22 protein-coding genes are annotated in these 19,145 nt (G+C 48.1%); 8 read left to right on the top strand and 14 right to left on the bottom strand.

The features are described 5' to 3' along the window. Positions 1-35 precede the first annotated feature (35 nt). From rpsJ to acpP, 9 genes are all read right to left on the bottom strand, one after another. Complete coding sequence (gene rpsJ, locus CAN90_RS00925; RefSeq protein WP_085831961.1) at positions 36-347, bottom strand: 30S ribosomal protein S10; 312 nt, start codon at positions 345-347, stop codon at positions 36-38. A 72-nt stretch (positions 348-419) separates the two neighbouring features. Then, positions 420-656: a hypothetical protein gene (locus CAN90_RS00920; RefSeq protein WP_143750774.1), complete on the bottom strand. Its 237-nt coding sequence runs from the start codon at positions 654-656 to the stop codon at positions 420-422. Between the two features lie 54 nt (positions 657-710). Continuing rightward, positions 711-1,577, bottom strand: coding sequence for a polysaccharide deacetylase family protein (locus tag CAN90_RS00915; RefSeq protein WP_085831959.1), 867 nt, complete (start codon positions 1,575-1,577; stop codon positions 711-713). 1 nt (position 1,578) lies between these two features. Beyond that, on the bottom strand, positions 1,579-1,875 hold the full coding sequence (locus CAN90_RS00910) for a hypothetical protein (RefSeq protein WP_085831958.1): 297 nt from the start codon (positions 1,873-1,875) through the stop codon (positions 1,579-1,581). Next, complete coding sequence (locus CAN90_RS00905) at positions 1,872-2,168, bottom strand: hypothetical protein (RefSeq protein WP_085831957.1); 297 nt, start codon at positions 2,166-2,168, stop codon at positions 1,872-1,874. The genes CAN90_RS00910 and CAN90_RS00905 overlap by 4 nt, the downstream gene beginning before the upstream one ends. A 121-nt stretch (positions 2,169-2,289) precedes the next feature. Then, the gene (proS, locus tag CAN90_RS00900; RefSeq protein WP_085831956.1) at positions 2,290-3,726 is read right to left on the bottom strand and encodes a proline--tRNA ligase; all 1,437 of its coding nucleotides are present in this window, start codon (positions 3,724-3,726) and stop codon (positions 2,290-2,292) included. Positions 3,727-3,744: 18 nt separating this feature from the next. Continuing rightward, complete coding sequence (locus CAN90_RS00895; protein WP_085831955.1) at positions 3,745-3,930, bottom strand: OadG-related small transporter subunit; 186 nt, start codon at positions 3,928-3,930, stop codon at positions 3,745-3,747. A 14-nt stretch (positions 3,931-3,944) separates the two neighbouring features. Continuing rightward, a complete protein-coding gene (locus tag CAN90_RS00890; RefSeq protein WP_085832154.1) occupies positions 3,945-5,066 on the bottom strand; it encodes a sodium ion-translocating decarboxylase subunit beta in 1,122 nt (373 codons plus the stop codon). Positions 5,067-5,311: 245 nt separating this feature from the next. Next, positions 5,312-5,539, bottom strand: coding sequence for an acyl carrier protein (acpP, locus tag CAN90_RS00885; protein ID WP_085831954.1), 228 nt, complete (start codon positions 5,537-5,539; stop codon positions 5,312-5,314). A gap of 697 nt (positions 5,540-6,236) precedes the next feature. Between acpP and aroE the strand changes: the two genes are divergently transcribed. The 8 genes from aroE (at position 6,237) to CAN90_RS00845 (ending at position 14,449) form a co-directional block, all read left to right on the top strand. Beyond that, positions 6,237-7,127 carry a shikimate dehydrogenase gene (gene aroE / locus CAN90_RS00880; protein ID WP_085831953.1) on the top strand — a complete coding sequence of 297 codons (891 nt, stop codon included), beginning with the start codon at positions 6,237-6,239 and terminating at the stop codon, positions 7,125-7,127. Positions 7,128-7,132: 5 nt separating this feature from the next. Beyond that, positions 7,133-7,657, top strand: coding sequence for a shikimate kinase (locus tag CAN90_RS00875; protein WP_085831952.1), 525 nt, complete (start codon positions 7,133-7,135; stop codon positions 7,655-7,657). A gap of 312 nt (positions 7,658-7,969) precedes the next feature. Continuing rightward, on the top strand, positions 7,970-8,986 hold the full coding sequence (gene aroF, locus CAN90_RS00870) for a 3-deoxy-7-phosphoheptulonate synthase (RefSeq protein WP_085831951.1): 1,017 nt from the start codon (positions 7,970-7,972) through the stop codon (positions 8,984-8,986). Positions 8,987-9,034: 48 nt separating this feature from the next. Further along, the gene (locus CAN90_RS00865) at positions 9,035-9,916 is read left to right on the top strand and encodes a prephenate dehydrogenase (RefSeq protein ID WP_085831950.1); all 882 of its coding nucleotides are present in this window, start codon (positions 9,035-9,037) and stop codon (positions 9,914-9,916) included. Between the two features lies 1 nt (position 9,917). Then, positions 9,918-10,994, top strand: coding sequence for a 3-dehydroquinate synthase (gene aroB, locus CAN90_RS00860; protein ID WP_085831949.1), 1,077 nt, complete (start codon positions 9,918-9,920; stop codon positions 10,992-10,994). Continuing rightward, on the top strand, positions 10,991-12,250 hold the full coding sequence (gene aroA, locus CAN90_RS00855; RefSeq protein WP_085831948.1) for a 3-phosphoshikimate 1-carboxyvinyltransferase: 1,260 nt from the start codon (positions 10,991-10,993) through the stop codon (positions 12,248-12,250). Before aroB ends, aroA begins: the two co-directional genes overlap by 4 nt. Further along, a complete protein-coding gene (gene aroC, locus CAN90_RS00850) occupies positions 12,240-13,331 on the top strand; it encodes a chorismate synthase (protein ID WP_085831947.1) in 1,092 nt (363 codons plus the stop codon). The genes aroA and aroC overlap by 11 nt, the downstream gene beginning before the upstream one ends. Continuing rightward, a complete protein-coding gene (locus tag CAN90_RS00845; protein WP_085831946.1) occupies positions 13,328-14,449 on the top strand; it encodes a bifunctional chorismate mutase/prephenate dehydratase in 1,122 nt (373 codons plus the stop codon). The genes aroC and CAN90_RS00845 overlap by 4 nt, the downstream gene beginning before the upstream one ends. A gap of 102 nt (positions 14,450-14,551) precedes the next feature. Here CAN90_RS00845 and CAN90_RS00840 read toward each other — a convergent pair whose 3' ends face one another. From CAN90_RS00840 to CAN90_RS00820, 5 genes are all read right to left on the bottom strand, one after another. Continuing rightward, entirely contained in the window at positions 14,552-15,034 is a 483-nt protein-coding gene (locus CAN90_RS00840) for a RidA family protein (RefSeq protein WP_085831945.1), read from the bottom strand. 59 nt (positions 15,035-15,093) lie between these two features. Next, on the bottom strand, positions 15,094-16,035 hold the full coding sequence (locus CAN90_RS00835; protein WP_085831944.1) for a threonine ammonia-lyase: 942 nt from the start codon (positions 16,033-16,035) through the stop codon (positions 15,094-15,096). 215 nt (positions 16,036-16,250) lie between these two features. Beyond that, positions 16,251-17,363, bottom strand: a complete 1,113-nt coding sequence (locus CAN90_RS00830) for an ABC transporter ATP-binding protein (protein WP_085831943.1) — start codon at positions 17,361-17,363, stop codon at positions 16,251-16,253. A gap of 208 nt (positions 17,364-17,571) precedes the next feature. Beyond that, on the bottom strand, positions 17,572-18,309 hold the full coding sequence (locus CAN90_RS00825) for a 16S rRNA pseudouridine(516) synthase (RefSeq protein ID WP_085831942.1): 738 nt from the start codon (positions 18,307-18,309) through the stop codon (positions 17,572-17,574). A gap of 226 nt (positions 18,310-18,535) precedes the next feature. Then, on the bottom strand, positions 18,536-19,117 hold the full coding sequence (locus tag CAN90_RS00820; RefSeq protein WP_085831941.1) for a DUF4830 domain-containing protein: 582 nt from the start codon (positions 19,115-19,117) through the stop codon (positions 18,536-18,538). Positions 19,118-19,145: the final 28 nt, after the last annotated feature.

The following is a 19,145-nucleotide window of genomic DNA, read 5'->3' as shown; positions in this document are numbered from 1 at the left end:
TTCACCAACGTGACCCCAGCCGCTCGGTTGGTCGATTAGAGCTTAATCTCAATCTCGACGCCCGCGGGAAGTTCCAGGCTCATCATTGCCTCTACTGTTTTGTTAGAGGGTCTGAGGATGTCGATCAGTCTCTTATGGGTTCTCATCTCAAACTGCTCACGGCTGTCTTTGTACTTATGAACAGCACGCAGGATGGTGACAACCTGTTTCTCTGTCGGCAGCGGAACGGGGCCGGAAACTCTGGCGCCTGTACGCTTAGCCGTTGCCACGATCTTCTCTGCAGACTGGTCTACCAGCTGATGATCGTAACCCTTAATTCTGATCCTGATTTTTTCTTTGACTGCCACTTGAATCGCCTCCTTGTTAATAGTTGGCGGGCGGCGTTTTTAAAACCTAACACTGCTCCGGGTGTTTCACCCTTACACATTAAAAACCGGATTGACTTCTAAAAGCGAAGTTAATCCGGGAAAGGCACAAAAAACGTCTGGGCAAAACGGCGCACGAATGGCCTGTTCTGTCCCAAAATATCTGTCGCCCGGTTTAAAATCGGACATACTCCACGGAAAAACCGGCAAATCTGCCGCAACCTCCCGCTTCATCGCATATCTGTCGCAGTCACGCTCAATTATAATACCATATGGGAAAACAGATTGCAAGAATTTTTTTCTCTTTTGTGCAAGAAATTTCATTGTAATATTTGTTCATATTTACTAAATCGCTTTTGATTCAGGCGAGTCCTCTTCCAATTGCTTGCGGAACTGATGGAGCGCATGCTCATCTGGATTTACATCCACCTTTAAAAAAGGTTTCATCTCAAAATAAGGCACTACAATCTGGTATACATCCCCCAGCGCGTACGGCAAGGGGAGTGAAAAGCCGATTCCGTCCGGAGTCATATAAACCGATGTTTCTTGAAAATTTTGCGCAATTACAGAAGAAGGGAGCGCCTCGGCGATTTCAGGCGGGGCATTGTCGCGTACTGCTTCCCAAACCACCTCATACAAATCTTCCTCTTGCTTTAGCAAATCAGAAGAAGAGAGGGCTTTTCCCGTTTGAAGGTCAAAATTTACAGAACGAGTATATTTGCTGGGGTGCGCGGCATCGGAGCGACCAAACATCACTGTAAACAGTACGCTCACGTAATTGCCACTTTGCCGGGTCAACTCATAGTCTGTGCGGATGGTGACCTGCACGGTTTGCTTGGAAGAAGCGTCTTGTTCTTCTGCATACCCGCCAACCTCAGCATCGCGGAGCGCTGCCTCTTTTACAGCCGCATTAAGCGCCTCTGAATGCTTCATCCCCAAAAACACAGGATAGGCAATCGTATAGTTCTTCCCATTGCTTTGAAAACGAAACAACTCGCGGCGTACCGCAGCAGTGGAAACCTGCTCTGAGCTATCCGACTCAGACGACTCTGCGCCAGAGGATACTGAGGATTGCTCTGGCATTGAAGATTCCGGCATCGAGAGCTCTTCGGAAGAAGACGGAGCAGAGCTTTGAGCACCGCGTTGTGCGCAACCCGTGAGCAGGGAAAATAACAGCGCAATGGCTGCCCCTACCGCAATTAGTTGTTTCATTTCATCTTCCCCTTTTTGTAGAAGTCTCCAGCTTGCTTTTCACAGCCATTGCCCGAGCAGAAATCATATGGTTGCAAAAGAAAAGAGCCATCTTATTCCAAATACCTTTTAATCCCCGGAGCATATCGTCGCTGAGTATAACAGAAGTCGGACCATCCAAAAGGTCGTAATCTTCCTCTGATTCTATTTTCTTTGCAAATAAAACCGGGTGAGGATACAACTCCTTGTAAAAACGCCAGCCCTGTACCGATGCGGCAAAAACGACAACCGCCACACAACGAACAAATCGATTCCTCATAGTTGTTTTCTCTTTCTAGCAATATACCGTTTTACTTGTTGCTTCTTCGCTAGAAGCTTAATGGGAGAATATAAATTCGCGAAGAAAAGGGATGAGTGAAAAAATCCGTATGTCCAGCCCCGCAGCTTCCCCTTTTTATTTACTATAATAGAAGTAGGGCCATCCGATGAGCCGATGATTCCAATCGCCATTGCGTCGTCGCCAATCTTTTGTTGCAGCTTCCAGCCAGCTAGTGCCGTAGCGCCAAGCCATAAAACAGATGAAATCAGTAAACTTTTCCAGACCTTTTTCATAGGTTTCTCTTTTCCTCCTCTCTTATTCTTCATAAAAGGAAAAAAGGGAAAGGGATGACAGACATCCTCTTTCCCCTCTAAACGTCATTTCCATTGGTTTAAACCAGGTTACAGTAAAGCCTTAATACGCCTTGCCCCAATAAACCATGGCTTTGGCTTTTTGCCCACAGCAGACACAGGTCTCCGTAATCTGTTCCTGCTCAAAAGGCATACAACGGGAGGTTACTCCAGCCAATTCCTTTAGTTTATCTTCACACTCGGTACTGCCGCACCACATTGCTTTTACAAAGCCAGGCTTTTCATCCGCAACTTGGCGGAATTCATCCAATGTCTTTACGGTGTAGGTCATGCTTTCACGGCGGTTAAGAGCCGCTTCATACATTCCCTTACGAACCGTTTCGAGTTGATCCAACACAGCCTGCTCCAATTCAGCCAGAGAGACGAACGTCTTCTCACGGTCTGTTCTGCGAACCAGCACACATTGGTCCTTCTCTATATCCTTGGGCCCGATCTCCAAACGGATCGGAACCCCTTTCATTTCGTACTGGGCAAACTTCCAGCCGGGCGATTGATCACTGTCGTCCACCAGAACACGGCAAACCTTTTTTAGCCTTTGCTCCAGCTCCCTAGCTTTCTCCAGAACGCCTTCCTTATGCTGTGCCACCGGTACAATCACAACCTGAATGGGTGCAACCGCCGGGGGCAGAACCAAACCGCTGTTATCACCGTGGGTCATAATGATTCCACCGATGATACGAGTGCTAAGACCCCATGAGGTTTGGTAAGGGTGGCAAACAGAGTTATCTCTGCCTTGGAAGGTGATGTCAAAAGCCTTTGCAAATCCGTCGCCAAAATAATGGCTCGTGCCGGACTGCAACGCTTTGCCGTCATGCATCATGGCCTCAATGGTATAAGTCATTTCCGCGCCGGCAAACTTTTCCTTGTCGGTCTTTCTTCCCTTAATAACAGGAATGGAAAGCTCATTCTCACAAAGCTCTGCATACACTCGCAGCATCTGCTCGGTTTCAGCCTTAGCTTCTTCCGGCGTTTCGTGCATGGTGTGCCCCTCCTGCCAGTGGAATTCCACCGAACGAAGGAACGGGCGAGTGGTTTTCTCCCACCGCACCACAGAACACCATTGGTTGTAAAGCTTCGGCAGGTCACGCCAAGATTGAATTTTACGCGCGTAATAATCACAGAACAAGGTTTCAGAAGTAGGGCGAACGCAAAGGCGTTCCGGGAGCTCCTCGCAGCCGCCATGGGTTACCCATGCAACCTCGGGTGCAAACCCCTCTACATGATCCTTTTCCTTTTGAAGCAGGCTTTCCGGAATAAACATCGGCATCGAAACGTTCTGGTGCCCAAGCTCCTTAAAGCGCTTATCCAAAAGATCGCGGATATTTTCCCAAATGGCGAAACCATATGGTTCAATCACCATACAGCCGCGCACACTGGAATAGTCCATCAATTCTGCTTTCTTAACAATGTCGGTATACCATCTGGCAAAGTCCTCCTCCATGGGAGTAATGGCCTCTACCAATTTCTTTTTTTCGGCCATGTGTATCTTTGCTCCTTATTACTTCTTCTCTTTCTTGCCGCCTGTGAATTTCTCCAAGCTAACAATCAGAACGTAAATCAAAATCATAACGATGAAAATGCCCAACATTCCCTTGCCCATCAGCTCAAGAGAATGGTCAATTGCGCTAGACTCAACAGGGCCCATAACGCTTTGAAAGGCAATAGCCAACATAGTCAAATTCATAATAGAAGCCCTCCTTAAGCCAAGAATACTTTAGCAAGTGACAGAATGATACCGCCGGCAACAACGGAACCGATCTGACCAGCAACGTTTGCACCAACTGCATGCATCAGCAGGTGGTTCTGGTTGTCCTCTTTGAGTGCCATCTTCTGAATAACACGAGCGGACATCGGGAATGCAGAGATACCTGCACCACCAACCATGGGGTTGATCTTCTTACCCTGGGGCAGGAAGACATTCAAAATCTTTGCGAATACAACACCACCAATGGTGTCGAAAACAAACGCAAACAGACCCAGTGCCATAACGATTAATGTACCCATGTTCAGGAAGCGATCTGCCTGCATGGTAAACGCAATGGTAATACCGAGGAAAATGGTAATCAGGTTTGCCAGCGGGCCCTGTGCTGTCTGAGACAGGCTCTCGAGGCGGCCGCTTTCGCGAATCAGGTTACCAAACATCAAGAATCCTACCAGTGCTACGGAATCGGGAGCAATCATGCCCGCGATCAATGTAACAATGATGGGGAACAAAATCTTAGTGGTCTTGGTAACAGACTTCGGGTTGTAGGGCATACGAATCATACGCTCTTTCTTTGTTGTTACCATTTTAATAGCCATAGGCTGAATTACCGGCACCAAAGCCATGTACGAGTACGCCGCAACCGCGATTGCACCCATATATGCGCTACCCAGCTGCTGTGAAACGAGAATGGAGGTCGGGCCGTCAGCGGCACCGATAACACCGATGCTCATTGCATCCTTGAGCGGGAAGCCAAGCAGTACTGCCAGCACAACAGTCAGGAAGATACCAAACTGAGCTGCACCACCGAACAGAAGCATCCGGGGGTTGGAAAGCAGGGGTCCGAAGTCGATCATTGCACCAATACCTACAAACAACAGAAGCGGGAATGCTTCGGATGTTTCAATACCGGTCTGGAACAGCCAAGTAACAATACCAGGTGCTCCCTCAACAGTGGTATGTCCGGCAGCATCAACAACAATGTTGCCAAGTACGCCCGGCATAGGTAAGTTAACGAGTATTGCACCAAAGCCCATAGGGAGCAACAGTGCGGGTTCAAAATCCTTTTCGATTGCAAGCCAAATGAGAAGCGCTCCAACTGCCCACATGACCAGCATTTTCGGGTTGGCGGCCATAGTCTGCACGCCGTCAACTAAAAAGCTGAATTCATTCAACGATTTTTACTCTCCTTTTGAAAATATTTTATTTTCCATGCTAACTCCATACATTATATCGGCTTCCCTTGTGATTTTCAAGTCAAAAGGCTAAAAAATCACAAAAAAACCGCTGTGCTAGGCACAACGGCTTCCTTTTTTTGTAGAATATACAGTTTTAACCATATTTATGCTAGTTTTATACAATTTTAAACATGGCCTTCAATGTATTTCACAAGTTCCCCAACCGTTTTAATGTTATCGACCTCCGTGTCGGGAATCTCGATTTCAAATTCATCTTCAATCGACATCAACAAATCGACCACATCCAAAGAATCTGCGCCCAGGTCATCCACAACGGATGTGTCTAAAGTAATGGAGTCCTCCTCAACATCAAACTGTTCGCTGAGGATCGCCTTCACCTTCTCAAAAACCATCCTTTTTCCTCCTTACCGAATGTAATAAAAAATGATCGCACACGAGCAATCTAGAATATTGTATTGTATCCTACAATTTCCCTACCCACATATTATTAGCAAACTTTCTCTTTGTCAATAGAAATTATCACATTCCTGATTATTTCTTTTTTGGGAACTTTTCAAATGAGAAATCCATTTTTTATTCAGCCAAACTTTCTATGCCCCTGTTTAAATTATCTCCTTTTCTCCATACCATAAATTTACTTTAAAAAAATCTTGACAATCTTTTTTAGATTGTTTATGATGAACGCAAGTCAAAAAGAACACCGGAGGGTTTTCATTTATGGACGCAATTCGAAACAGTGTGCGATTTACAAGCTTTAGCTATCCCCGCTTTTATTTTGCGTGGGATTTTTTCGCATGCTCCAATTGCTGCCATGACTGTTTTCACCCATCTGAATTTACTACTGGCGCCGGGCGTACCAAACGCCGATGAATTTGCCAAAGTAATGTTTAGTAAGGGACGAAGCTGCATAGCAGCCTCGTCCCTTTTTTGTGGTTTGGGAAGAGTGCCGCTATGTATGGAATAATCGGGTATGCGAAGAATAATGCTCTATTTGTGTTTCGGCACACAGCCAATTTGCATTTTAGAGCAACTTGCCCTTTCCAGAACCTCAGTCAAAAATCCTTTGGCCGTCACCGAGGAGGTACACCTATGAAACAATACCATTTTGGCCTGATTGGCTACCCCGTTGGCCATACCATGTCACCATTCATCCACAAAGAGCTGTTTCGCATTTCAGGCATTGAAGCGGACTACACCGTATTTTCCGTTCCGCCGGAAATGCTCACAAACCCGGCACAAAAATTGCAGTTGCTGCAATTGGATGGCTTTAACGTTACCATCCCGCACAAGCAGGCTGTAATGGCACTGCTTGATAAAACAGACGAAACGGCAGCGGCATTTTCCTCCGTTAATACGATTAAAAATGAGAACGGCCGCCTTTGTGGCTTTACGACGGACGGCATTGGCTTTCAAAAATCTTTGCGCTCAGCCGGAATTGCCATGGGAAGCAAAAATTTAATCCTCGGCAGCGGAGGCGTATCTCGCGTTATTGCCTTTGAGCTGGCTGATGCGTCCTATTTCCCAGATATTACAATTTGCGTTCGGGAAAGTGGGCTTTCCTCTGCGGCTTTGCTAGCAGAAGCGCTGCGAAAACGCATGCAGAAACAGCAAAAAGATACGATTGTGCGCATCTGCCAGTACAATGAGCTTGACCCCAACGAAGCCTATGGCCTAATTGCAAACGGCACTCCACTTGGCATGTACCCAAGCAACCATACTATTCCCCAGCTACCGGAAGAATTATACCGAAATGCAGCTGCTGTATTTGACGCAGTTTATAACCCGGAAGAAACCGAGTTCTTAAAAAAAGCCCGCCATGCTGGAACAAAAGCCATTGGCGGAATGGATATGCTTGTTTGGCAGGCTGCTGCGGCACAAAGCATTTGGTATGGTGCGGAATTTGACCCCGAGCAGATTTCTCAGATCAGCCAAAGTGCTACAATAGAAATGAACCGCATGTTTTGCGGGAAAGGGAAGTGATTGCAATGTGCAGCAATATTGTGCTATGTGGATTCATGGGCAGCGGTAAAACCACTGTTGGGCAGGTGCTTGCCCAAAAAAGTGGCAGGCGCTTCTTTGACCTTGACCAATATATTGAGCAGCAGAAGGGTAAAACCGTTACTCAAATTTTTGCCGAGCAAGGGGAAGAAGGCTTTCGAAAGCTTGAAACCGAGGCTGCACGTGAACTCTCTGCCCTCAAAGGCCTTGTCATTGCAACAGGCGGCGGTGCTGTTTTGAGTGAAGAAAATGTATCTATTTTAAGCAAAAATGGTGTCATCATTCATATGGAAGCATCCCTCGGCGCAGTCGAAAGCCGCCTAAACGGCGTAAATGACCGCCCTTTATTACAAAGGGATGACCGGCAGGAGTTTTTGCGCATACTATATGCAAAACGTATTCCGCTATACCGTGCGGCATCCCACCTGAGTGTGGATGCGAACCTGAAACCAGACTCCGTAGCGGAACAAATAATACAAAAAGCGAATTCTTTTTTTAGTAAAAGCACTTGACAAACAAATTTAGATATTTTATTATGAACGCAAGTTTAAAACGAATCACCGGAGGAATCATTCTCATGAACGTTATTCAGAACAGTGTGCGATTTACAAGCTTTGGCTATCCCCGCTATTTTTTTGCGTGGGATTATTTTGCATGCTCTGAATACTGCCGTGACTGTTTCCATCGGTCTGAATTTACTTCTTGCACAGCGCGTACCGAACGCCGCTGACTTTTTGCAAAGTAATATTTGGTAAGGGACGAAGCTGCCTGGCAGCCTCGTCCCTTATTTTTTTATTTAAAACCATTTTTAGGAGGGCACTAACATGATTATCGTATTAAAACCGGATTGCACGAAAGAACAGCTTGGCCAATTCATTGAGAGGATAACAAGCGAATACGAGCTTCAGGTAAACACATGGGTCGGTGCACAGAGAACCGTTCTCGGCCTGATTGGAGATACCTCAAGTGTAGATATGGATAATATAGCGGCACAGGATTGGGTGGAAAGCGTGAAACGGGTACAGGAGCCCTACAAAAAGTCCAACCGTAAGTTCCACCCGGACAATACCGTAATCACACTTCCCGGCGGGCAAAAAATTGGTGATGGATCTCTTACCCTTATTGCAGGCCCCTGCTCCGTAGAGGGCGAAGATCAAATTTGCGGTATTGCGGAGCGGGTAAAAGCAGCAGGCGCTAAATTCCTGCGAGGCGGTGCATTTAAGCCCCGCACCTCCCCCTACTCCTTCCAAGGCATGAAAGCAGAAGGCCTCGAGCTTCTAAGCGAGGCAAAGAAAAAAACTGGCCTGCCCATCATTACCGAAATCATGCGTGTTTCACACCTCGAGCTATTTGATGATGTAGACATTATTCAGGTAGGTGCACGCAACATGCAGAACTTTGAGCTGCTCAAAGAGCTTGGCAAAATCAATAAACCCATTCTCCTCAAGCGTGGGCTTTCCAGTACGATTGAAGAGCTATTGATGAGCGCAGAATACATTATGGCGGGCGGCAACGAGCAGGTTATTCTCTGCGAACGCGGAATTCGCACCTTCGAGCCGTACACCCGTAACACACTAGACATTTCAGCCATTCCGGTTTTGAAAAAGCTTTCTCACCTGCCGGTTATTGTAGACCCCAGCCACGCTGGCGGAATCGCATGGTTGGTTGAACCACTGGCGATGGCGGCCGTTGCAGCTGGTGCAGATGGATTAATCATCGAAGTGCACAACGACCCGCCCCACGCTCTTTCGGATGGAGCACAGTCCTTAACACCCAACCAGTTCGATAAGGTCGCCTCCCGTTTGTTCGAGGTTGGCGAGGTTTTCGGTAAAACCCGGTAAACAACGAAATCTTAGTTGGAACAAATTTGGTAAGGAGAGTGCTCAATCTTGCAACCAATACACCAAGCTGGCAGGCGCAAGCCAAACGAGCGAAATCCGGATGAACTTCATATTACCATTGTTGGCCTTGGGCTGATTGGCGGCTCTATGGCGAAAGCGCTTTCGCAGCAAAACCATTGTGTCTCTGGTATTGACCATAACCCAGAGGTTCTGGAGCAGGCGCTGGAGTGTGGTGCCATCCACAGTATTGCAGATGATGCCACACTGCAAAGTGCCGACCTCATTCTTTTGTGCTGCTACCCACAAGCCTGCATCGACTTTATAAAGGAAAAAGGCCATCTTCTTGCCGGTGTATTGGTAAGTGATACCTGCGGGGTAAAGGGAGCCATCTGCCCCGAGCTGACTCAGCTCTCCCAAACTTATGGGTTTACCTTCGTTGGAGGACACCCAATGGCTGGAAAAGAACAAAATGGGTTTGCCGCCAGTGAAAGCGGATTGTTTTTGGGAGCGAGCTACCTGCTCCTTCCTTGCGAAGCACCGGAAGAGGATGTGGCACTGATGAAACACTTGGCGCATTCTATTGGTACAAAACAGACCATCCTCACCACGCCAGAGCACCACGACGAAATGATCGCGTTTACCTCACAGCTCCCCCACGTGCTCGCCTGCGCTTACGTAATGAGCCCCCTATGCCCGGAGCACCGCGGCTACTCCGCAGGGAGCTACCGAGATGTTTCCCGCGTGGCACGCATTAACGAAAACCTATGGAGCGAACTGTTCCTCGAAAACCGCGAGCCTTTAACCCGCGAAATCGACACCCTGCTTTCGCACCTTACCAATATCCGCAATGCCGTTGAGGGAAATAACCGAGAAAAACTTCGCTGCCTGCTTCGGCAAGGGCGGGAGATAAAAGAAAGGCTGGGTGAATAAAATGGAGCTTAACATACAAACCTCCAGACCCTACCAAATTTTGATTCAGCGCGGTTGTCTGAACCAATTAGGCGAACAAGCAAGCACACTGTTCCGTGCTGGCGGGCGAGCGATGATTATTACCGACAGCAACGTTGGCCCTTTGTACGCACGCCGTGCGGCAGATTCTTTGGCAATGGCGGGCTTTGTGCCGGATGTTTTCACATTCCCTGCCGGGGAAGAAAGCAAACGCCTTTCTACCATTGAACGAATCTACACCGCTATGGCGGAACAGAAAATGACGAGAACCGATTTCATCGTCGCGCTCGGCGGCGGTGTAACGGGTGATATGGCTGGCTTTGCTGCCGCCACATTCCTGCGCGGCATTGGATTTATACAAATACCAACCTCCCTGCTCTCACAAATCGATTCTTCCGTTGGGGGGAAAACCGGAGTAGATTTGCCGCAGGGCAAAAATTTGGTTGGTGCTTTTCACCAGCCTCGGCTGGTATTGATTGACCCCGATATTCTCGCCACATTACCCCAACGATTTTTTGCTGATGGTATGGCAGAAGCCATTAAATATGGCTGTATTAAAAGCCGACCATTGTTTGAATTAATTCGCGGCAACGATGTAGCCAATAATCCAAAAATATTGGAGCAAATGATTTACGAATGCGTTGATTGCAAACGTATTGTCGTAGAAGCCGACGAATTTGATACCGGCGAGCGAATGCTCCTGAACTTTGGTCATACGCTCGGTCACGCTCTTGAAAAATACTACGACTTTGGCAAGCTGACTCACGGCGAAGCGGTTGGAATTGGAATGGTGAAAATTGCCCATGCCGGTGAGGCGCTCGGCTTAACCAAACTCGGTACAGCCGATGAAATTGCCGCACTGCTCACACAGTACCACCTGCCCATCGATGATTCTGCACCGGCAGAGAGCTTGGCGAAAGCCGCTGCTTTTGATAAAAAAGGAATGGGAGGCACATTACATTTGATTTTACTGCGTGAAGTCGGGCATTCGTTTGTGCACCCGATTCCAAAGCAAGAGCTCCTTCCTATTATAATGAAAGAAAAGGGGGGCAATATATGAGCCAAGCAATCGTAGCTCCATCCAAGCTTTGCGGCTCGGTAACCGTACCACCCTCCAAGAGTGTTGCACACCGTGCCATCCTATGTGCTGCGCTCGCACGTGGTATCAGCCGCATTACCCACGTTGCAGATTCCGAAGATATGCGTGCCACCCTTGGTGCTTTGGAGGAATTAGGGGTTCAGGTACAACGAGAAGAGAATGTCATCCTCATTGACAGCAGTGGAAAATGGGAGGATGAAGCGGAAATTGATTGCCTGGAGTCCGGCTCTACCCTACGCTTTCTCATTCCAGTACTGGCGGCACTCGGCATCAGTGCGAAGCTGACTGGTCAAGGTCGCCTGCCCTACCGCCCGCTGAATACCTATTTAGAGTGTCTTCCCCCTCACGGCGCCATTTTAAAAACCCACGGAGGGCTCCCGCTAGAAATTGACGGCGGGTTGATTCCCGGTGAGTACGAATTACCGGGAAATATCAGTTCTCAGTTCATTACTGGGCTATTATTAGCACTCCCTCTTTTACCGGGAGACAGCCGCATTCGGCTTACCACTCCTTTGGAATCCGCCGGGTACATCGATTTAACACTTTCCGTTCTGCATGATTTTGGCATCCATATTCGTTCGGTGGAAGGTGGGTGGGAGGTGCCCGGTTGGCAGCAATACCAGCCACGCGACTACACCGTGGAGGGCGATTGGTCGCAGGCCGCCTTTTTCCTAGCCGCAGGGGCGCTTGGCGGTGATATTTCCATTCACGGCCTACGCAGAGACTCCGCGCAGGGAGACCGGGAATCTGCCGCGCTTTACAAGCGCTTCGGCGCGCAAGTTGAGTGGCAGGGAGAGGTTCTTACCGTTTCCGGCGCGCCGCTCTGCGGCATTGAAATTGATGCCGCTCAGATTCCCGATTTGGTGCCAGTACTCGCCGCAACTGCAGCACTGGCGAAAGGCCGAACGGTGATAACCGGCGCCGCCCGCCTTAGGCTGAAAGAAAGCGACCGTTTAGAAGCAATGACCAAAGCGCTTACAACGCTTGGTGTCGCAATTACCCAAAAGCCAGATGGACTCGTGATAGACGGAGTGCCCAAGCTTTCGCCCGGCACGGTAGACGGCTATAACGACCACCGAGTAGTCATGGCTTTAGCAATTGCCGCATTGCGGGGTAGTCATTCCACCGTTATTACAGATGCAATCAGCGTCGCAAAATCATACCCTGATTTTTTTAAGGAATATAACCGGATAGGGGGAAAAGCCAATGTCATCTAGTGTTGGAGAGATGATACGAATCAGCATCTTTGGGGAAAGCCATGGCGAGGCTATTGGTGTGGTGTTGGATAACCTGCCCGCAGGCTGCTCCATTGATGAAGAACAGCTCGCCTTGCAAATGGCACGCCGTGCCCCAGGGCGCGATGCAACCTCCACCCCTCGCCGTGAGGGTGACAACGTACGCATTGTAAGCGGACTGCTCAATGGCAAAACAACCGGCGCCCCTCTGTGCGGAATGATTGAAAATACTAACACCCGCTCCTCCGATTACGAGAGTCTGCGGGTACTGCCGCGCCCTGGTCACGCGGATTACACCGGAGCGGTTCGCTACAATGGCGCAAACGATGTGCGCGGAGGCGGTCATTTTTCTGGTCGGCTCACTGCTCCGCTTACCTTTGCCGGTGCAATCTGCCGTCAAATATTATCTCTGCACGGAATTCGCATTGGTGCACACGCTCTGCAAATCGCATCCGTAAAGGATGCCGCTTTTGACTCAGTGGATATTCCCGATGCTCTTCTGGAGCGCCTTTCTTCGGAGTACTTTTCTTTGATTGACCGCTCCGTACAACCTGCTATGGTGCAAGAGATCGAAAGCGCACGGCTTCAATTCGATAGCGTGGGCGGTGTTGTTGAGTGCGCCGTAACCGGCCTGCCTGCCGGTATTGGCTCACCGATGTTCTATGGGGTAGAAAACGTGCTGTCCTCCATTCTATTTGGTATCCCCGCCGTGAAGGGGGTTGAATTTGGAGATGGATTTGCCGCCGCGTCATTGCGGGGCAGTGAAAATAACGACGCATTTACAGCGGAAAGCAATCAGGTGAAAACCGTTACAAACCATTCCGGAGGAATATTGGGGGGCATTACCACCGGTATGCCCGTTATTGTACGGGCGGCGTTTAAGCCCACCCCCTCCATTGGGCGTGAGCAGGCGACCGTAAACCTCACCACTTTACAAAACGAGCCACTGGTGATACATGGCCGCCACGATCCCTGCATCGTTCCCCGGGCAATACCAGTGGTAGAGGCCGCCGTCGCGGTTGGCCTGATTAATTTAATGGCGGAAAGGGGTAAGCTGGTATGACACTCGAGGAGATTCGAAACAGAATTAATCAAATTGACGATCAACTTCTTCCCCTACTCATAGAACGCCTGGAATGCGGGCGAGAAGTCGCAAAGGTAAAACAACAAACAGGCGGCGCCATATTAAACCCCGAACGGGAGCGCGAGGTTTTAAACCGTATGGAAAGCCGAGCGGGAGAACATGGCAGAGAGATTCGAGTGATTTACGCCGCGTGTATGGAGGCAAGTCGTGCGTTACAGCACCGCTTACTCAGCAGCGGCAAAGAATTGCGTTCCCTAATACTGGGTGCCCAAGAGCACCTGCCTACCAGTGGGCGCATTGCCTGCCAAGGGACAGAGGGTGCCTATTCGCACCAAGCGGCACTGCGCTTATTCCCAGAGGGCGAGTTGGCCTTTTCCCCCACATTTCAAGATGTGTTTGAGTCTCTCAAAAATGGCGCTGCCGATTTTGGCATTCTACCGGTCGAAAATTCATCCGCAGGCTCCGTAACGGATGTATACGACCTTATTTTAAAATACCGTTTCTTTATTGCGGCAGCAGCTACAGTTAAAATTGAGCATTGCCTTGCCGCCCCTCAGGGAACTAACCGCAGTGAAATGAAAACGGTATACTCTCACCCGCAGGCCTTGGCTCAATGTACAGACTACCTGAATCAAAACAAGCTTAACGCAGAACCATTCAGCAATACAGCCGCCGCTGCCAAAATGGCAGCTAAGCAAGGCGGCAGCATTGGTGTTATTTGTTCCCAGCAGGCGGCAGAGACTTATGGCCTAGCGATTCTCGACCGCAACATTCAAAATTCCCGCAGTAACTGCACTCGCTTTGTTGCTGTATGCCGTGAACCGATCATTCCGCAGGATGCACAGAAAATCAGCCTGTGTTTTTCCCTGCCGCACACCACCGGTTCCCTCTCCTCCATTTTGTCCCGCTTTTCTTTGCATGGATTAAATCTTACAAAAATTGAATCTCGCCCCTTGGCGGACAAAAACTTTGAGTACGATTTTTATCTGGATTTCACTGGAAATGTACGAGAAACCGATACTCTCGATCTAATTTCCGCTCTATATGAAGAGCTTCCTCGATTTTCTTTCCTCGGAAATTACCTGGATGCAAACTAATAACTTTGGAAGCTTTGTCACAGCCTTTATACTATATAATGAAAAGGACAATTCTTCCCCAAAAGAGAAGAATTGTCCTTTTTTAATGTAATAATTATTTCTTTACGCCTTGGTAGGAATGCTTGCATCCTTTAAGCGAACCACCAATTCAATTTCACAGGGAGCATTGCCTGGCAGAGAGCTTACGCCTACTGCGCTGCGTGCCGCACAGCCATGCTGACCAAAAATGGATACGAAAAGGTCGGAAGCACCGTTGCCAATTTTGGCGTGGTTCTCAAATCCATCTTCGGTGTTAAGGAATACCGTAATTTTTACAATCTCTGCAATGTTATCCAGCCCACCGGCATAGTAATCTAAAATGGTCAGGCAGTTCATCGCGCAGGTTTTAACGGCTTCATATGCCTGCTCTTCGCTTACCTCAACACCAATTTTGCCCGTTAAAATCAGCTTTCCTCCCTGCTTGGGGGTTTGTCCAGCTGTGAAAATAAATTCTCCGGCACGAACGGCAGGGGAATAGTTTGCGGCGGGCGGGTTAAACCCCGGCAGCTCTATGCCCAGCTCTTTTAATTTCTCAGTAACACTCATTGTTATGTTATTCTCCTATTCTAATGGTAAAAATCGTTTTAATCATACAATACGCTGTATTAGAGTGACGCCAAAAGGGACGGCTCAATATTGCCGCCAGAAAGCACAAAGCAAACCTTCTCCTGCGCATCAAAACGGAGGTTTCCTTCCAGAACCGCACCCATTGGGAGAGATGAGGAAGGCTCTGCAAGAATTTTGCCTTCGACACTGAGCAAGCGTGCCGCTTTGGCAATGTATTCCTCGCTAGTTGTTACCACTTGATCCACATATTTTTGTACCAGAGGGAAGTTGAGCTGGCCCGGCTGAATTGCAGGGAGGGCATCTGCCAAAGAAATGGCCTTTGGTAGAATCACTCGCTCGCCTGCCACAAGACTTTTCGTGTAGCGAGGAAGCACGGCGGGCTCCGCACCGATTACCCGAACCGAAGACTTCTCCCCTTTCGCCCCTACCGCCACACCGGAAAGCAGCCCTCCGCCGCTCACAGGTGTAACAATGGCATCCACTTCCGGCAGCTGGCGAACTATCTCCATTCCGCAAGTCCCCTGCCCTGCAATAATCATTTCATCATCATAGGGCGGCACCAATACATAGCCATACTTCTCAATTAGGCCCTGCGCCACGTTCTGGCGTTGTACCACATCGCATAGTACTACCTCGGCTCCCAGGCTTTTTATCTCTTTGATTTTACTCTCCAGAGCGGTGTCACCCAGTACAACGGTTGCTTTCGCTCCGAGCATTTTTGCAGCGTAGGCAACGCCAATGCCATGGTTACCAGAAGAAATGGCAACTATGCCTTTGGATAATTCCTCTTGGGTAAACGACAGAATCTTATTCATGGCTCCCCTGAGCTTAAAGGAATGGGTTCTTTGCATGTTTTCTGCTTTCACATATACTTGGCAGCCTAGATATTCATCTAAATTTTGCAAGCGGATTACTGGAGTTTCATAAAGGTATTTTCCAATTCGTTCTTTTGCCAAAGCGACTTCTTGTGCTGTTACCATATGGAATCTCTCCTTTTATTTGTTGCGTTCCGTTGTTCTTGAAATTTTTCTTTATCTTAAATTACCACAAAAACAGGGCATCCTGCAAATGCGAATTTAAGTAAGTATGTATTCACTTTTTTGTATTTCTTTTGTCGACAATACACCTAAGTATTAAAAAAACGGACTACCCGTACGGATAGCCCGTTTTCTTCTATAAACGGAGCGACAACGACTTAGTTTAAAATCGCAAGCTCGGTCTCTTTATCAAAGATATGGCACTTCATCATATCCAACGCAATGTTGGCTTTGTCGCCAGGCTTCGCAGAGGAAGCAGGGTCAACACGAGCCGTAATAGAATTACCCTCGCAGCTTAGGTACAAATAAATTTCTGCACCCATCAGCTCGGTAACCTCAACGTCTGCCGTTGCTAGGCTATCGGGAGACTTTGCCAGGAAAGAGGGTTCATCGTGAACATCCTCAGGGCGAATGCCAAAGCTAACGGTTTTGCCAACATACGCATCCAAAGAAGTTCCCTCTGTTTTTTCCTGCGGAATCTTCACGGTAGTGTTACCAAAGGTAAGCGTATACTGAGCTCCGTCTTTGCCCATAACGGCATCGAGGAAGTTCATTTGCGGGGAACCCATAAAGCCGGCAACAAACTCATTTACCGGGTTCTCATACAGGTTCTGGGGGCTATCTACCTGCTGAATAAAGCCGTCCTTCATAACAACGATACGGTCCGCCATCGTCATTGCTTCGGTCTGGTCATGGGTAACATAAATGAATGTGGTGCCAAGGCGCTTATGAAGCTTTGCAATCTCGGTTCTCATCTGCGCACGCAGCTTTGCGTCCAAGTTGGAAAGCGGTTCATCCAGCAGGAAGACCTTCGGGTCACGCACAATCGCACGCCCCAAAGCAACACGCTGGCGCTGACCACCAGAAAGAGCCTTCGGCTTTCTTTCCAGCAGGTGAGAGATGTCGAGACTACGCGCAGCTTCTTCGACGCGGCGCTTAATTTCATCTTTCGGTGTTTTACGAAGCTTAAGGCCGAATGCCATGTTATCAAACACGGTCATATGGGGGTACAGCGCATAGTTCTGGAACACCATTGCAATATCACGGTCTTTGGGGGCAACGTCGTTCGCTAGCTTGTCCCCGATGTACAGCTCACCCTTCGAAATTTCCTCCAGTCCGGCGATCATACGGAGCGTGGTGGATTTTCCGCATCCAGAGGGGCCAACCAAAATTATGAATTCCTTGTCTTCAATCTCCAGGCAAAAATCCGTAACTGCTGTTACACCGCCTGAATAAATCTTGTAGATGTTCTTAAGTGATAAACTCGCCATAAAATAAACCTCCTGAGCATATGGATCAATCTGAAAGCACGGCGCCGAAATCCGACGCCCAAAACCTGATGGAAACAGCAAGATTTGATATTATTAATATAGCAGAAGAACCCTCATTTTAACAGACCTTTTTTACCCAAACTTTGCATGGAGCGTTTAGGTAAATCCCATAAAGAAGATGAAGATGTGATAAAAACCAACCTGCATTTCAGGTGAAAACCGCCAGAATTTCTTTTTCACCCATTTGTCGAACTTCACCAGGAGCCAAATTGGGGTCTAGTTTTAACGAACCAATCTGCACTCGACGCAGTGCCTGTACGGTTTTTCCACGAGCCATAAACATTCGCTTAACCTGGTGGTATTTTCCCTCATGGATTATTACGCGAACCTGTCGCTCTAGCGGGAGCGTATTTTCATCTGCCAATTCGTGGGGCATTACAGATAATTTTGCAGGAAGCGCATCGAAATCTTTCATTTTTACTCCGACAGAAAACGCCAAAATATCCTCTGAATCGATTGGATTATCCAAAACCGCTTCGTATATTTTTTCAACTTTCTTTTTGGGAGAGAGCATTTTGTGTGCATATTCTCCATCATTTGTTAAGATTAATAAGCCTACGGTGTCTTTATCGAGTCTTCCTGCTGGGAAAAGCCCTCTTCTCTGCCATTCCTGAGGCACCAAATCGACCACCGTTTTTGCCCTTGAATCTCGTGATGCCGAAAGTACCCCCTGCGGTTTATTCATCATCAAATAAATCATTCGAGAAGATGCAATCTCCCGACCATCAACGGCAATGGCATCACACTCTACATCTGCCTTTTGCTCCGACTTAACTACCACAACGCCATTCACGGTCACCCGCCCTTTTCGAATCATGTAGCCTACATCTTTACGGCTACCAATATTTTGGGAGGCCAGTATTTTATCGAGCCGCTCCAAAGCCATTTTATTTTCCCTGCCTTTTTCATTATTATCTCAAATCATAGCGAACATACTCGGCCTTGCCTGCTCGCCAGCCCTCGCTGAAGATGGCTCTTTAGGTATTTGTATATTCTCGCAATTCTATTGTACTGTGCGGGGAGAGAAAACGTCAAGGTAAAAAGCGTACAGAGGAAAAACCTCTGCACGCTTTTCTATGAATGGAGTTATGCGATTATGAATTGTTGTTGTGTTAATCGGTAGGCCACGCATTGGTAGGAATCTCGCTTACATTGGTCTGCTTAGCGGATTCCGCCGATGAAGTAAGCTGCTTTGCCGTGTTGCCGGGCATAATGCGGTCACTGCCCGCAAATCCACACATGAAGCCGTCTATTGGGGTAGAGCTAATGTCTCCTCCAATTACCTTACCGCCAAGCACCAGCATGGTAGCACGCACGGGGGCTCCTTGGTCGGTTGCGTTATTTACCTCATATACCCACTGTTTGCATATCTTACCTGCATAGCGTGTCAAATCCAGCCCTTGCTCTTTTTGCATGCTATTGTACTTTTCGTACACCTCATTAAAGGTTGCAGGTATGGTTATCTCGCGTATTTCAATGGGCTCACTCGAAACCTCCCAACCAAATTGGGATAAGAACGCAATGCGGTCTTCGTTACTATCGGCTTTTACATTATATTTTTGGTTGCCCATGGTTGCTTCGCTACCCGACCCACGAACCACCATCGCAGTAATTGCAACCAGTACCAGCACTAAAATAAGAAATACAACCAATAGAATGTTTTTACGTTTTGCTTTCACAGATACGACGAACATTGCTCTCTCCCCCTTAATTCATACCAAT

The sequence above is a fragment of the Clostridium merdae genome (assembly GCF_900176635.1).
Lineage (GTDB): Bacteria > Bacillota > Clostridia > Oscillospirales > Acutalibacteraceae > Faecalispora > Faecalispora merdae.
This window is presented reverse-complemented; position numbering and strand designations above follow the sequence as displayed.

Excerpts from the sequence above, each read along its gene's own strand:
- CAN90_RS00915 (WP_085831959.1), bottom strand. The coding sequence starts at position 1,577 with ATGAAACAACTAATTGCGGTAGGGGCAGCCATTGCGCTGTTATTTTCC.
- CAN90_RS00910 (WP_085831958.1), bottom strand. The coding sequence starts at position 1,875 with ATGAGGAATCGATTTGTTCGTTGTGTGGCGGTTGTCGTTTTTGCCGCA.
- CAN90_RS00905 (WP_085831957.1), bottom strand. The coding sequence starts at position 2,168 with ATGAAAAAGGTCTGGAAAAGTTTACTGATTTCATCTGTTTTATGGCTT.
- proS (WP_085831956.1), bottom strand. The coding sequence starts at position 3,726 with ATGGCCGAAAAAAAGAAATTGGTAGAGGCCATTACTCCCATGGAGGAG.
- CAN90_RS00895 (WP_085831955.1), bottom strand. The coding sequence starts at position 3,930 with ATGAATTTGACTATGTTGGCTATTGCCTTTCAAAGCGTTATGGGCCCT.
- CAN90_RS00890 (WP_085832154.1), bottom strand. The coding sequence starts at position 5,066 with ATGCTGGTCATGTGGGCAGTTGGAGCGCTTCTCATTTGGCTTGCAATC.
- acpP (WP_085831954.1), bottom strand. The coding sequence starts at position 5,539 with ATGGTTTTTGAGAAGGTGAAGGCGATCCTCAGCGAACAGTTTGATGTT.
- aroE (WP_085831953.1), top strand. The coding sequence starts at position 6,237 with ATGAAACAATACCATTTTGGCCTGATTGGCTACCCCGTTGGCCATACC.
- CAN90_RS00875 (WP_085831952.1), top strand. The coding sequence starts at position 7,133 with ATGTGCAGCAATATTGTGCTATGTGGATTCATGGGCAGCGGTAAAACC.
- aroF (WP_085831951.1), top strand. The coding sequence starts at position 7,970 with ATGATTATCGTATTAAAACCGGATTGCACGAAAGAACAGCTTGGCCAA.
- aroB (WP_085831949.1), top strand. The coding sequence starts at position 9,918 with ATGGAGCTTAACATACAAACCTCCAGACCCTACCAAATTTTGATTCAG.
- aroA (WP_085831948.1), top strand. The coding sequence starts at position 10,991 with ATGAGCCAAGCAATCGTAGCTCCATCCAAGCTTTGCGGCTCGGTAACC.
- aroC (WP_085831947.1), top strand. The coding sequence starts at position 12,240 with ATGTCATCTAGTGTTGGAGAGATGATACGAATCAGCATCTTTGGGGAA.
- CAN90_RS00845 (WP_085831946.1), top strand. The coding sequence starts at position 13,328 with ATGACACTCGAGGAGATTCGAAACAGAATTAATCAAATTGACGATCAA.
- CAN90_RS00840 (WP_085831945.1), bottom strand. The coding sequence starts at position 15,034 with ATGAGTGTTACTGAGAAATTAAAAGAGCTGGGCATAGAGCTGCCGGGG.
- CAN90_RS00835 (WP_085831944.1), bottom strand. The coding sequence starts at position 16,035 with ATGGTAACAGCACAAGAAGTCGCTTTGGCAAAAGAACGAATTGGAAAA.
- CAN90_RS00830 (WP_085831943.1), bottom strand. The coding sequence starts at position 17,363 with ATGGCGAGTTTATCACTTAAGAACATCTACAAGATTTATTCAGGCGGT.
- CAN90_RS00825 (WP_085831942.1), bottom strand. The coding sequence starts at position 18,309 with ATGGCTTTGGAGCGGCTCGATAAAATACTGGCCTCCCAAAATATTGGT.
- CAN90_RS00820 (WP_085831941.1), bottom strand. The coding sequence starts at position 19,117 with ATGTTCGTCGTATCTGTGAAAGCAAAACGTAAAAACATTCTATTGGTT.